The sequence below is a fragment of the Nocardia paucivorans NBRC 100373 genome, from assembly GCF_000308675.1.
Classification (GTDB): Bacteria; Actinomycetota; Actinomycetes; order Mycobacteriales; family Mycobacteriaceae; genus Nocardia; species Nocardia paucivorans.
Window position 1 is genome coordinate 1 of sequence record NZ_BAGE01000031.1, and the last position, 13022, is coordinate 13022.

Consider the following 13022-nt stretch of genomic DNA (forward strand, 5'->3'; position numbering starts at 1 on the left):
TGGTTTCGGTTTCTCCGATACCCGTCCCGCCGCCCGTCGGGTGTTCAATGTGGATGCCGAGTCGATTGCGGTCGCCGCCCTGGCGGGGCTCGGTCGGATGGGCCGGATCGATCGGTCGAAGGCCGCCGAGGCCGCCGCCCGGTATCGGATCGATGACGTTTCCGCCGCGCCGACGTTCACCGCCGGTGGCGCCGGAGACGCGGAGTAACACAACCTCAGATGATGGAACGCAGACCGCCGCGGCCGCGCAGGGTCTCCGACACCTCGTCGGCGCACGAGGTGTACCTGCCGACGGGCGCGCTCTCCCCGAATCGACAGTCCCGGGAGCCGCTGCCGGACACGTTGCTCAAACGGGTCAAGCAGTTCTCGGGTCGATTGTCCACCGAGGCGGTGGACTCGATGCAGGACCGGTTACCGTTCTTCGCCGATCTGGACGCCGCGCAGCGCGCCGGTGTGCAGATGCTGGTGCAGACCGCGGTGGTCAACTTCCTGGAATGGTTACAGGATCCGGATAGCGATATCCGGTTCAGTCTGGACGCCTTCCAGGTGTTTCCGCAGGATCTGGCGCGGCGGCTGACGTTGCGCCAGACCGTGGACATGGTTCGGGTGGCCATGGAGTTCTTCGAACAATGGCTGCCCGCGCTGGCGCGTAACGACCGCCAGTTGGTGGCGCTCACCGAGGCGGTGCTGCGATACGGGCGTGAGCTCGGTTTCGCGGCCGCCTCGGTGTACGCCAGTGCGGCCGAGTCGCGCGGAGCGTGGGACACCCGGCTGGAGGCGCTGGTGGTGGACGCGGTGGTGCGCGGCGATACCGGTGCCGACATGCTGTCGCGGGCCGCCACGTTGAATTGGGACGCCACCGCGCCCGCCACGGTGCTGGTGGGCACCCCGCCGCGGGATCAGGGTGTCTCGGTGGTGGGGACGGTGCACACCATCGCGGCGCGGCACGGTCGGGCCGCGCTGGCCGTGGTCCAGGGCTCGCGGCTGGTGATGGTGGTGAGCGGCCATCTGGGTGATGCCCCGCAGGCCTCGCCGTTCATGGCGGATCTGCTCAACGAGGCGTTTTCCGAGGGGCCGGTGGTGATCGGTCCGACCACCCGTACTCTGGGCGCGGCGCATGCCAGTGCGGTGGAGGCGCTGGCCGGAATGGAGGCGGTGATCGGGTGGCGGCTCGCTCCGCGGCCGGTGTACGCCGCCGAGTTGTTACCGGAACGCGCACTGCTGGGGGACCGTGCTGCGGTCGATGCGTTGATCGAGTACTTTGTCCTACCGTTGGCGTCGGCCGGGGCCGCGTTGGCGGACACCCTCGACGCCTATCTGGATAGTGGCGGCGCGGTCGAGGCCTGTGCTCGGCAGCTGTACGTTCATCCAAATACGGTGCGCTATCGGCTCAAGCGAATTGCCGAGATCACCGGGCGCGATCCGTTGAATCCGCGGGATGCGTATGTGCTCAGGGTCGCCGCCACAGTAGGACGTTTGACACGAACCCGTAACGAATCGACACCTTCTTCCTCAGAAGTCACATACGCCCCACCGGAAGGTGGGGAAGTGTAACAAGGGCGGCGAAACGGTCGATCCGGACATCCCCGCAGCCGTTTTGTGGGGATCACACAAAAGCAGTCCACAAGCTTCATCGGCGTCGACATCACCGTCGGACCGTTTCACAGTGTTTTCTTAGGTACGTGATCGCGTTGTTCGCCCCTGGACAGGGCTCCCAGACACCCGGGATGCTCGAGCCGTGGCTCGACCTTCCCGGCGCACGTGACCGCCTCGCACTGTGGTCCAAGGCCGCCGGCCTGGATCTACTCCGGCTGGGCACCACGGCCACGGCCGAGGAGATCACCGATACCGCCGTGACCCAGCCGCTGGTCGTCGCGGCCGCATTGCTGGCCTATGCGGAGGTGGATGCCGATGCCTTCGGCCCCGAGACGATCGTCGCCGGACATTCCGTCGGCGAGCTCGCCGCAGCGGCCGTCGCCGGTGTTATCACCCCCGACGAGGCGGTGACCCTGGCCGCCATTCGCGGTGCGGAGATGGCCAAGGCGTGCGCATTGGAGCCCACCGGGATGTCGGCGGTGCTCGGCGGCGACGAGGGCGAGGTGCTGGCCCGACTGGCCGAACTCGACCTGGTTCCCGCCAACCGCAACGCCAAGGGGCAGATCGTGGCCGCGGGACGGTTGGACGCATTGGCCGAACTGGCCGCGAACCCGCCGGAGAAGGCGCGCATCCGCGCCCTGCCGGTGGCGGGTGCCTTCCACACCGAGTTCATGGCCCCGGCCCAGGACGCGGTGGCCGCGGCGGTGGCCGAGATCACTCCGAGCGAACCCACCCGCACCCTGCTGTCGAACTTCGACGGCAAGCCGGTCGCCTCCGGCGCGGACGCGGTCGCCAAGCTCGCCGCGCAGGTCACCCGGCCCGTCCGCTGGGATCTGTGCACCGAAACCGTCCGGGAGGCCGGTGTTTCGGCGGTGGCGGAACTGCCGCCGGCGGGAACCCTCGTCGGCATCGCCAAGCGAGAGCTGAAAGGAACGCCGACGCTGGCGCTGAAAACCCCGGAGGACATCCCCGCGTTGGTTGGGCTCGAGAGCTCCGACTAGCTTTCCTCCGGTCGTGTTCCACACGAACACGACAAATGTCCCGGGTCGACGTAACCATTCGTCGCCCCGAACCGAAGAAAACCTGTAGAGCCCCACAAAATATCAGGAAGGGAGCCACCAAGTGGCCGATCTGGACAATGCCCCCCTCACCCAGGAACAAATCGTCGAGGAACTCGGCAAGATCATCGAAGAGGTGACCGGTATCGAGCCCTCCGAGGTGACTCTCGAGAAGTCCTTCGTCGATGACCTGGACATCGACTCGCTGTCCATGGTCGAGATCGCGGTGCAGACCGAGGACAAGTACGGCGTGAAGATCCCCGACGAGGACCTGGCCGGACTGAAGACCGTGGGTGACGCCGTCGCCTACATCCAGAAGCTCGAGGCCGAGAACGCCGACAAGGCCGCTGAGCTCAAGGCCAAGTTCGACAACGCCGAGTAGGGCCGACACGTGACCACTCCTTCCACATTGAACGGGAACTTCCCCAATGTCGTCGTAACCAGCCTGGCGGCGACCACGTCGATCGCGGGCGATGTCGATGCGACGTGGAAGGGACTCCTCAACGGCGAGAGCGGTATCGACGTTCTCGAGGATTCCTTCATCGAGGAGTACGACCTTCCGGTCCGCATCGGCGGCCATCTGAAGGTTCGGCCGGACACTCTGTTGAGCCGGGTCGAGGTCCGCCGCATGGCCTATGTCGAGCAGCTGGCGACCGTGCTGGGCCGCGAGGTGTGGCGCAATGCCGGCAGCCCGGAGGTCGATCCGGAACGGTTGGGTGTGGCCATCGGTACCGGCCTCGGTGGCGGCGACGCGCTCATCGATTCGGTCGACAAGCTGAAGAACGGCGGGTACCGCAAGGTGTCTCCGCTGGCCGTTCAGATGATCATGCCGAACGGTCCGTCCGCCGTGGTCGGTCTCGAGCTGAAGGCCCAGGCGGGAGTGGTCACTCCGGTCTCGGCGTGCTCATCGGGATCGGAAGCCATCGCCAATGCGTGGCGGATGATCGTCATGGGCGACGCCGATATCGTCGTCACCGGTGGCGTCGAGGGATTCATCGACGCCGTACCGATCGCCGCGTTCAGCATGATGCGGGCGATGAGCACCCGAAACGACGACCCCAAGGGCGCCTCGCGCCCCTTCGACAAGGATCGGGACGGGTTCGTCTTCGGTGAGGCCGGAGCGCTCATGGTCCTGGAGACCGAGGAGCACGCCAAGGCGCGCGGGGCCACCATCCACGCTCGCCTGCTCGGTGCCGGTATCACCTCCGACGGTTACCACCTGGTCGCCCCCGACCCCGAGGGCACCGGCGCCGCGCGCGCCATGACCAGGGCGATGCAGTCGGCGGGTCTGACCAAGAAGGACATCACTCACATCAACGCGCACGCCACCGCCACTCCCATCGGCGATACCGCCGAGGCGAGGGCGATCAACAAGGCCGTGGGCAACCACGCCTCGGTGTACGCGCCCAAGTCCGCACTCGGGCATTCGATCGGCGCTGTCGGCGCCCTGGAATCGGTGCTCACCGTGCTCAGCATTCGGGACGGTATCGTGCCGCCCACGCTGAACTTGGAGAACCAGGATCCGGAGATCGATCTCGATGTGGTGCACGGCGAAGCCCGGCGCCAGGAAATCGAGTACGCGATCAACAACTCCTTCGGTTTCGGTGGGCACAATGTCGCGCTCGCCTTCGGCCGGGCCTGAACCAACCGCCCGACCGGATAGATGATCCCGGTGTGGGTCGGCCGATCATCGGCTCGACCCACACCGTTCTTTTTTCTCCACCACGGCATGGGCCGTGTACACCCCAGGAAGCGAACGCGATGACAACCATGGCCCCTGACGTCCGAGAGGATGCCGCGGCGGACCCCCGTGATCCGCTGGGGCGGCTGCGTCGGTTCTTCGATCCCGGCACCGTACGACCGCTGCATCCGCGGGACAGGTCCGGTGTGCTCGCCGCGATCGGCGAGGTGGACGGGGTGCGCACCGTGGCCTACTGCTCCGACGCCACGGTGATGGGCGGAGCCATGGGGGTGCAGGGTTGCCGACATATCGTCGATGCCATCGACACCGCCATCGATTCCGGGATTCCGGTGGTGGGCCTGTGGCATTCCGGTGGGGCCCGCCTGGCCGAGGGGGTGGAGGCGTTGCACGCGGTCGGTCAAGTGTTCGAGGCCATGGTGCGCGCGTCCGGGTTGGTTCCGCAGATCTCGGTGGTGCTCGGCTTCGCCGCCGGCGGCGCCGCCTATGGTCCGGCGCTCACCGATATCGTGATCATGGCCCCCGAGGGTCGGGTTTTCGTGACCGGTCCCGATGTGGTGCGCAGCGTCACCGGTGAGCAGGTGGACATGGTCACTCTCGGGGGCCCGGAAACACATGGTAGGAAATCGGGGGTCTGCCATATCGTCGCCGACGACGAGACCGATGCCCTGCATCGGGCGCGCCGGTTGGTGTCGATGTTCGCCGAACAGGGCGAATTCGATATGAGTGCCGCCGCGCACGGCGATATAGATCTGCGGGCCTTACTGCCGGAATCGCCGCGGCGGGCCTATGACGTGAAACCGCTCGTGCGCGAACTGCTCGACAATGTGGACGGCGAATCCGGCTTCGAGGAACTACAGGCGGGATACGCCCGCAATATGGTGGTCGGTCTGGGGCGGCTGGCCGGGCGCACCGTGGGTGTGTTGGCCAACAATCCACTGCGGTTGGGGGGCTGCCTGAACTCCGAGAGCGCCGAGAAGGCGGCCCGATTCGTGCGGTTGTGCGATGCGTTCGGCATCCCCCTGGTCGTGATCACCGATGTCCCCGGCTATCTGCCCGGGGTGGGTCAGGAGTGGGAGGGCGTGGTGCGCCGCGGTGCCAAACTGCTGCACGCCTTCGCCGAGGCCCGGGTACCGCGGGTCACACTGGTCACTCGCAAGATCTACGGTGGCGCCTATATCGCCATGAACGCCCGCGCGCTGGGCGCGACCGCGGTGTACGCGTGGCCGGGTTCGGAGGTGGCCGTGATGGGTGCCAAGACCGCCGTCGGCATCCTGCACAAGAAGGCCTTGGCCGCGGCCCCCGAGGAGGAACGAGAAGCCCTGCACGAGCGTCTCACCGCCGAGCACGAGAAGATCGCCGGCGGGGTGGAGCGGGCGCTGGCCATCGGCGTGGTCGACGAGGTGATCGACCCGGCGAAGACCCGCAGTGTGCTCGCCGCGGCCCTGGCCGCCGTGCCCGCCGTGCCCAGCCATCACAAGAACATCCCCCTCTGACCCGAGGCGACCGGATCGCGCGTGCCCGCGCTTCGGCGCACCCCGCCGGTGTGCCGAGTTCTGCGGGCCCCCAATGATTGTGGCCCATCGGGCCCGAAGCGTATGCGCCGCGGACACGGCGCAATTACGCCTTTCGAAAAACCCCGTGAACCCCTACGGACGGGGCAGAATTCGCGCATGGAACGCGATGGGGGCGGCGCCCGGGAACGGAAACGGCACGGTAGGCATTACACGCCCACTCCCTTGGCCCGCTTTCTGGCCGGTCGGGTCGCGGCCCGGGTTCCACGGGGGTTGTCCTCGATTCGGGTGTTGGATCCCGCTTGCGGTGAGGGGGAATTGTTGTTCGCGGTGCGGGCCGCGCTCGCGGCCCGATATCCGGACACCCCGGTGGAGTTGATCGGTTACGACGTGGATTCGCCGGCCCTGGCGGTGGCCGGGGCGCGAGCCGAGGCGAGCGGTGTCCACATCGATCGCCGGGAGGGGAATTTCCTCGACGAGTTCGCCGAATTGGCTGGTGAACAGTTCGATCTGGTGATCGCCAATCCGCCCTACGTCCGAACCCAACAGCTCGGTGGCGCTCAGGCGCAGGCCTTGAGCAGACGGTTCGGCCTGAGCGGCCGAATCGATCTCACGCATCCGTTCGTGGCCGCGTTGCCCCCGCTCATTCGGCCCGGGGGTGTGTTGGGTTTGTTGTGCGCGAACCGGTTTCTCACCACCAAGGCGGGTGCGAATCTGCGGGCGGTGCTGTCGACGCACCTGTCGCCGGTGGAACTGTACGACCTGGGCGATACCAAGCTGTTCGAGGCGGCGGTGCTTCCGGCGGTGACGATCGCGATTCGGGGCGCGACCGAGGAGGCGTGTCGTTATGTGTCGGTGTACGAGGCGGAAACCGGACGGCGGGAAGAAGCCCCGGAACGCGGCGCCGGTATCGGGGCGGACGCGGCGGGAGAGGCCCGGCCGGTGCGTAGGGACCTGTTCACGGCATTGGCCGGCTCACAGGATGTGCTGGTCCGCTACCGGCGGCGACTGTTCGCGGTGGAGATCGGGACATTGGACACCGGAGATGCCGTGGCCACCGATACCCGGTCGGGTGCCGGTCGGAGTGTGTGGCGCATGTCGCGGGGCGGTCGGGACGCCTGGCTCGTGGGGGTCGGTGAGCGCACCTGGAAGACATTCGGAGAGGTGGCCCGGATCCGGGTCGGGATCAAGACGAACGCCGATCGGGTTTTCATCTCCGATCACTGGCCCGACCCCGCACCGGAGTCGGAACTGCTGCACGAGCTGATCACCCATCACCATATGTCCCCCTGGCGGATCACGCGGGCTCGCCCGACCCGGGTGCTGTACCCGTACGATCTCACCCGCCCGCACCGCGTGCCGGTGGATCTGCGGCGGTATCCGCGGGCCGCGGCCTATTTGGCCACGCACCGCGAAACTCTCCTCGCTCGGGAATATCTCACCGCGAGCGGGCGGCAGTGGTTCGAGCACTGGGTGCCACAGCGACCGCATCTGTGGGGCGCGCCGAAGGTGGTGTTCCCGGATATCAGCGACCGGCCGCGCTTCGCGCTGGATCGTTCGGGGGCGGTGGTCAACGGGGACTGTTATTGGATAACGCTGGTCGATCTCGCTCACGCCGTGGGTGGCGGGCGGGCCGAGGATCTGGCCTATCTGTTGATGGGGGTGGCCAATTCGTCCCTGGGGCTGCGGTTCTACGACGCGGTGTGCGGAAACCGGCTCTACGCGGGCCGACGGCGATGGATAACCCAGTATGTGTCGCGGTTTCCGTTGCCGGATCCCGAAACCCGGCGGGCCGCCGAGGTGGTGCGCGCCGCGCGTGGCCTCGTGGAGGACCACGACCCCGATCCGCTGCGGTGGGCGGAGTTGGACGAACTCGTGTGGGCGTCGTTTTTTCAGGCGCCGCCCGCGTCCGGTGGTTCGCCGCCGGAATGAGGGCTCGTGGTTTCAGGAGGCGCTGGTGCCGACCATGGGCAACAGGGTGCGGCGGGCGAAAGCGCGTCCGGCGGCCTCGTCGTCGAGGGGGATGAGGCCATCGGGGGTCAGTGCCAAGGACAGTGCGAGCCGGGCCATGATCTCGGCGACCAGGTCGGCGTCGAAGTCGTCGTCGCCATTGTGCAGTTCGCGCAGTTTCCCGGCCAGATAGTGCCGCCCGACCGCGAGGATGGGGCCGGCCTCGGTGGTGAGTTTGGGCAGTATCAGGTCGGGTTCGGTGCGCAGTAGGCGCAGCAGCAGGGGGTTGCCGGCGATGGCCGAGATGAAGGCCACGAAGATTTCGACGAGCTGGTTCTCGGTGCCTTCCACGGTGCGCACCCGGTTGTCGATCTTGGCGACGAATCGTTGGGCCTCGCGCGCCATCACCGCCTCGACCAGATCGTTCTTGGACTCGAATCGGCGATACAGGGTGGCGGGGCTTATTCCGGCACGGCGGGCGATCTCGCCCATGCTGGTGCGTTTGATGCCGAAGTCCAGGAATGCCGAGAGCGCGCTCTCGAGTACCTTTGCGCCGTCGGTGACGGGGTCGGCGAGGATACGCTGCAGGATTGGCGGGTCGGTCGGCATGGTGACTCCACCCTAGCCGACCCGCTCACGAGTGCAGTACGGCGTGTGGCAGGCCGGCGGCCCGCCACGGCGTCATCGCTGTGCCAGGTCGAGCTCGGCCATTTCTCGTTCGATCGCGTTCGCGGCGAAATCGACTCCATCGGCCCGTAATTCGTGGACGCGTCGGCGTAATGCCTCCAGGCCGCCGGGTTGGGCGGCTATATCGGCGACACTGATCCGTCCTGTCGGTCGGCGCGTATCGGACTGCTGGTACGCCACCGTGAACCTCCCTGCTTGCACGCTCGCGTGCCCGTTCGTGCGGGCTCATTCGTTCAGCGCAACAAGCCGCACGGCCGTGTCGGCAGCAGGCCCGATCACCCGGGCACGCTGTCGCCATGGTAGCAGTCCAAACCTACTGGTCGCTTGGCCATTTCGGAGTGTTACAGAACCTTTGCCGACCGATGCTCGGCCGTATGGTGTAGATAGACCGCGCCGTTGAGCCGGATACCGTCCTGCTGGGCCTCGGTGAGTTCCCGGCGCACCTTGCCCGGCACACCGGCCACCAACGAGCCGGGTGGGATCTGCGCGCCTTCCGGGATCAACGCATTGGCCGCGATCAGACTACCTCTGCCGATCACCGCGCCGTTGAGCACCGTCGCGCCCATACCGATCAGGCAGTCGTCCTCGATGGTGCAGCCGTGCAGGATGGCATTGTGTCCCACCGAAACACCCGCGCCCACCGTGGTGGGGAAACCCGGATCGGCGTGCAGGACACAGCCGTCCTGGATATTGCTGCGGGCACCGACGGTGATCAGTTCGGTATCACCGCGCAGCACCGCGTTGTACCAGATGCTCACCTCGGCCTCGAGCCGTACCTTGCCGATCACCGAGGCGTTCGGGGCGATCCAGGCGGTCTCATCGACCTCGGGGCGGTGTCCGCTGACTTCGATCTCCATGGGTGGAAACATAGCCCGCGCGGAATACGGCGGTGGCACGGCACCGCCGGGTCGGGGCGTCGCCCGACACCGGCGCGACCCACGCGGCGCAGTCCGTGACCTCATCCGCCCGGTGGACGACGATGACGGTATGCGCATCGGTGTGCCCAGAGAGGTAAAGGAACAGGAGTACCGGGTCGCGCTGACCCCCGCCGCCGCGGGCGAGTTGGTGGCCCGGGGCCACGACGTGATCGTCGAGACGGGCGCCGGGGTGGGGTCGGGGTTCCCCGATGCCGCATACGCCGCCGCGGGGGCCCGACCGGAATCCGATGTCGACCGGGTGTGGACCGAGGCGGAGCTGGTGCTGAAGGTGAAGGAGCCGGTGGCCGAGGAGTACCCGCGGCTGCGGGACGGTCTGGTGCTGTTCACATTTCTGCATCTGGCCGCGTCGCGGGAGTGCACCGAGGCGGTCCTGCGGTCGGGGGTCACCGCGGTCGCCTACGAGATGGTCCGCGCCCCCGACGGCACCCTGCCGCTGCTCGCGCCCATGAGCGAGATCGCCGGAAAGCTCGCCACACAGGTAGGGGCCTATCACCTCATGTCCCCCCTGGGTGGGGCCGGTGTGCTGTTGGGCGGGGTGCCCGGAACCCGGCGGGCCGAGGTGGTGGTGTTGGGTGGCGGAGTGGCCGGAAGCAGTGCGGCGGCGGTGGCCGTCGGGATGGGGGCGCGGGTCGATGTGATCGATATCAATCCGGTTCGGCTGCGGGAACTGGATATGCGCTTCGGCAGTCGGATCACCGCCCTCGCGGCGCACGGCGTGGAGTTGGAGCAGGCCGTCACCCATGCCGACCTGGTGATCGGCGCGGTACTGGTGCCAGGGGCGCGGGCGCCGAAACTGGTCTCCGACGACATGGTGGCGCGTATGCGACCCGGTTCGGTACTGGTCGATATCGCAATCGACCAGGGCGGATGTTTTTCCGCTTCCCGGCCCACCACCCACGCCGCACCCACCTTCCGGGTGGCGGACTCCCTGTTCTACTGCGTGGCGAATATGCCTGGCGCGGTGCCCCATACGGCGACCGTCGCGCTCACCAACGCCACCCTGCCGTATGTGCGCGAGATCGCCGAACTCGGTTGGCCCGCGGCCCGGGACACGAATCCCACCCTGGCCCGTGGATTGGCCGCCGACGCGGGACGGTTGTATTCACCCGAGGTGGCCGAGGCACACGGTTACCCCGGTCCCACGGCGACGGCGGTGTGACCGAGAGGCGGCACGAGTGGTCGCGCTCCCGACCCGGAGCTACGATTCGTCCGGCGTCCCGATGAACCGGTCGCCGGCGCCGTCGGTCGGGACACCGTGCAGTTTGTCGGGATTGCGGACGGCATGGATGGCGGTGATTCGTCCGGCGTCCACGGTGAAGGAGAAGACACCGTGGTGGTGTCCGTCGAACACCACCAGCCCGGGCAGACCGTTGACCCGTGCCATACGGGCCCAGGCCCCCTCGGCCCTGCTCGCGTGATACCAGCCGAGCAGCATCTTGATGATGAGTTCGGCGCCGGACAGTGGTTTCCGGATGGTGGGCACCTTGCCGCCGCCGTCGGCGGTCAATGTCACCTTGGAATCCAGCAGACGCAACAGTGCGCTCGCATCGCCCGACCGCCACGCCACCGAGAACGCGGAGACGACCTTCTCGTGCTCGTCCGGGCTGGCGGGGAAACGGGGCGTGCCCTCCTCCACACGTTTGCGGGCCCGGGAAGCGAGTTGACGCACCGCGGCCGGTGTGCGACCGACCGCCTCGGCGACCTCCGGTCCCGACAGGCCGAACACATCGTGCAGGACGAACGCCGTGCGTTCGGCCGGGGACAGCGACTCCAACACCACCAGCAACGCCATGGTCACGCGCTCGTCCTGCGATACCCGATCGGCCGGGTCGTCGTGTACCGCCACCTCGGGTTCGGGCAACCATTCCCCCACATACTGCTCCCGTCGCATCCGCGCGGAACCGAGATGGTCCAGGGCCAGCCGGCCGGTGACCGTGGACAACCAGGCCCGCAGATTGTCGATCCGCTCGGCGTCGCCGGACTCGTGGTGCCGTTGCAACCGCAGCCACGCCTCCTGCACCACATCGTCGGCATCGGCGAGGCTGCCCAGCGTGCTGTAGGCGAGCCGGCGCAGATACGGCCGGTGCTCCTCGAAACGCCGGGCCAATTCGGCCGTGTCGATGGGGGTGGAGGACGACGGTAGCTCGGTCACGGCGACACAATCCTTCGGTCGAGGCCCGGGGCGGGCGGGAGTCGTTGTCGTCGAGTAGACGAAACGAACATCGCCAGTGTGACGTGGCGGAGCACCACCGTCCGATTCGGTGGCGTCGAGCGCGCGGTGCGGATCGGGCGATGGTTACCCTCGCTGGGTGCAGACGGGTGTTTCGATCGGGGCCGGGTTGGTGCTCGGGTTCGCGCTGGACCGAATGCTCGGGGACCCGCGGCGGGGACATCCCGTGGCGGTCTTCGGATCGGCGGCCTCGGCATTGGAATCGGTGCTCTACGCCGACCGGCGCCGGGCCGGGGTGGGGTACGAACTGCTGTCGGTGGGGCCGGTGGTGGGAGCGGCGATACTACTGCGGCGCGGTGGTGTGGTGGCGGTCGCCGCTGCGACGTGGACGGTGCTGGGTGGGCGGAGCCTCACCCGGGTCGGGCACGCGATGGCCGACCGGTTGGCGGCCGGGGATGTGGCAGGTGCACGGGAGTTGCTGCCGTCGCTGTGTGGACGGGACCCGGAGGCCTTGGACGCCGACGGGCTCGCGCGGGCCGCACTGGAATCCATTGCCGAGAACACGTCCGACGCGGCGGTGGCCCCCCTGGTGTGGGGTGCGGTGGCCGGGGTGCCCGGGTTACTCGGTTATCGGGCGATCAACACCCTCGACGCCATGGTCGGCTATCACAACGCGCGGTATCGGCGCTTCGGGTGGGCCGCGGCCCGCACGGACGATCTGGCGAATCTGATCCCGGCCCGGATCACGGGACTGCTCACCGCGGCGATGGCTCCGCTGGTCGGGGGCCGGCCCATGGATGCGATGCGAGCGTGGCGGCGGGACGCCGGCCGGCATCCGAGCCCGAACGCCGGTGTGGTGGAGGCCGCGACCGCCGGGGCGCTCGGGGTGCGGTTGGGTGGGCGCACGGAGTATCGGCACGGGGCAGAACAGCGACCGATCCTGGGCTCGGGTGGTCCGCCGACCGTGGCGGATCTGCGACGGGCCGTGCGTTTGTCCGAATCGGTGCAGGTCGCGGCGGTGGCCTTGACCGCGGTCGCAGCGTGGGCGGTGCGGCGGGGGCGGTCCTGAATCCGACCCCGAGGCCGTGGCCGCCAAACGTGCCATGCTCACCACAGAACGCTCCGAATCCGGTTCGGCCACGTGAGCGGCGCGCCGGCTCCGGACAGCGAGGGCCTGTCGAAAACGGTTCGGCGGGATTCCGAAATCCAGGAATGGCCGGAAGCAACGCGGGATGGCACGGCCACAAGTACGCCATCGATAAGTACGCCGTCGATAGGTACGCCATCGATGCGATGCTCTGTGCCACGGCGGTGCAGCAGCCCGGCGCGATTACGATCCCGACCTCCGATCCGGACGATCTTCGGCAGCTCACCGCGGAACACCCGCGAATAGCGGTGCGGAAGATCTGA

At 68.0% G+C, this 13022-nt stretch carries 14 protein-coding genes; 10 read left to right on the plus strand and 4 right to left on the minus strand.

What is annotated here, in order from left to right; genetic code table 11:
- The 7 genes from ON32_RS07305 to ON32_RS07335 all read left to right on the plus strand — a co-directional run.
- Positions 1-208, plus strand: a 208-nt coding sequence (locus tag ON32_RS07305) for a hypothetical protein (protein ID WP_040789894.1), incomplete at its 5' end; no start/stop codon positions are given.
- An 11-nt stretch (positions 209-219) separates the two neighbouring features.
- Positions 220-1554 (plus strand): PucR family transcriptional regulator, encoded by a 1335-nt coding sequence (locus tag ON32_RS07310; RefSeq protein ID WP_373284279.1) that lies wholly within the window; start codon positions 220-222, stop codon positions 1552-1554.
- Between the two features lie 128 nt (positions 1555-1682).
- On the plus strand, positions 1683-2597 hold the full coding sequence (locus ON32_RS07315; protein ID WP_040789896.1) for an ACP S-malonyltransferase: 915 nt from the start codon (positions 1683-1685) through the stop codon (positions 2595-2597).
- A gap of 130 nt (positions 2598-2727) precedes the next feature.
- Positions 2728-3036 carry a meromycolate extension acyl carrier protein AcpM gene (gene acpM, locus ON32_RS07320; RefSeq protein WP_040790016.1) on the plus strand — a complete coding sequence of 103 codons (309 nt, stop codon included), beginning with the start codon at positions 2728-2730 and terminating at the stop codon, positions 3034-3036.
- A gap of 9 nt (positions 3037-3045) precedes the next feature.
- Positions 3046-4296: a KasA/KasB family beta-ketoacyl-ACP synthase gene (locus ON32_RS07325; protein WP_040789899.1), complete on the plus strand. Its 1251-nt coding sequence runs from the start codon at positions 3046-3048 to the stop codon at positions 4294-4296.
- A 119-nt stretch (positions 4297-4415) separates the two neighbouring features.
- Positions 4416-5849, plus strand: a complete 1434-nt coding sequence (locus ON32_RS07330) for an acyl-CoA carboxylase subunit beta (protein WP_040789901.1) — start codon at positions 4416-4418, stop codon at positions 5847-5849.
- Positions 5850-6026: 177 nt separating this feature from the next.
- Entirely contained in the window at positions 6027-7799 is a 1773-nt protein-coding gene (locus tag ON32_RS07335) for an Eco57I restriction-modification methylase domain-containing protein (protein WP_040789904.1), read from the plus strand.
- 12 nt (positions 7800-7811) lie between these two features.
- On the opposite strand, the gene ON32_RS07340 is transcribed toward ON32_RS07335, so the two are convergent.
- The 3 genes from ON32_RS07340 to ON32_RS07350 all read right to left on the minus strand — a co-directional run bounded on the left by ON32_RS07340 (position 7812) and on the right by ON32_RS07350 (position 9361).
- Entirely contained in the window at positions 7812-8426 is a 615-nt protein-coding gene (locus tag ON32_RS07340) for a TetR/AcrR family transcriptional regulator (RefSeq protein ID WP_040789906.1), read from the minus strand.
- A gap of 72 nt (positions 8427-8498) precedes the next feature.
- Positions 8499-8684 (minus strand): hypothetical protein, encoded by a 186-nt coding sequence (locus ON32_RS07345; RefSeq protein ID WP_040789907.1) that lies wholly within the window; start codon positions 8682-8684, stop codon positions 8499-8501.
- A gap of 161 nt (positions 8685-8845) precedes the next feature.
- Entirely contained in the window at positions 8846-9361 is a 516-nt protein-coding gene (locus tag ON32_RS07350; RefSeq protein ID WP_174361608.1) for a gamma carbonic anhydrase family protein, read from the minus strand.
- A gap of 130 nt (positions 9362-9491) precedes the next feature.
- Here ON32_RS07350 and ald point away from each other — a divergent pair, with 130 nt between their 5' ends.
- Positions 9492-10601 (plus strand): alanine dehydrogenase, encoded by a 1110-nt coding sequence (ald, locus tag ON32_RS07355; RefSeq protein WP_040790017.1) that lies wholly within the window; start codon positions 9492-9494, stop codon positions 10599-10601.
- Between the two features lie 39 nt (positions 10602-10640).
- Here the strand turns inward: ald and sigJ are convergent, their stop codons facing one another.
- Complete coding sequence (gene sigJ, locus ON32_RS07360) at positions 10641-11594, minus strand: RNA polymerase sigma factor SigJ (protein ID WP_083874165.1); 954 nt, start codon at positions 11592-11594, stop codon at positions 10641-10643.
- Between the two features lie 157 nt (positions 11595-11751).
- Here sigJ and ON32_RS07365 point away from each other — a divergent pair, with 157 nt between their 5' ends.
- Together ON32_RS07365 and ON32_RS07370 are read left to right on the plus strand one after the other, a co-directional pair.
- The gene (locus ON32_RS07365; RefSeq protein ID WP_040789911.1) at positions 11752-12681 is read left to right on the plus strand and encodes a cobalamin biosynthesis protein; all 930 of its coding nucleotides are present in this window, start codon (positions 11752-11754) and stop codon (positions 12679-12681) included.
- A 143-nt stretch (positions 12682-12824) separates the two neighbouring features.
- On the plus strand, positions 12825-13022 hold the full coding sequence (locus ON32_RS07370) for a hypothetical protein (protein WP_051132966.1): 198 nt from the start codon (positions 12825-12827) through the stop codon (positions 13020-13022).

Bases quoted from the DNA above. Each gene is read 5' to 3' on its own strand.
- ON32_RS07330 (WP_040789901.1), top strand. From the start codon at position 4,416: ATGACAACCATGGCCCCTGACGTCCGAGAGGATGCCGCGGCGGACCCC.
- ON32_RS07310 (WP_373284279.1), top strand. From the start codon at position 220: ATGATGGAACGCAGACCGCCGCGGCCGCGCAGGGTCTCCGACACCTCG.
- ON32_RS07335 (WP_040789904.1), top strand. From the start codon at position 6,027: ATGGAACGCGATGGGGGCGGCGCCCGGGAACGGAAACGGCACGGTAGG.
- ON32_RS07370 (WP_051132966.1), top strand. From the start codon at position 12,825: ATGGCCGGAAGCAACGCGGGATGGCACGGCCACAAGTACGCCATCGAT.
- ON32_RS07340 (WP_040789906.1), bottom strand. From the start codon at position 8,426: ATGCCGACCGACCCGCCAATCCTGCAGCGTATCCTCGCCGACCCCGTC.
- ald (WP_040790017.1), top strand. From the start codon at position 9,492: ATGCGCATCGGTGTGCCCAGAGAGGTAAAGGAACAGGAGTACCGGGTC.
- ON32_RS07350 (WP_174361608.1), bottom strand. From the start codon at position 9,361: ATGGAGATCGAAGTCAGCGGACACCGCCCCGAGGTCGATGAGACCGCC.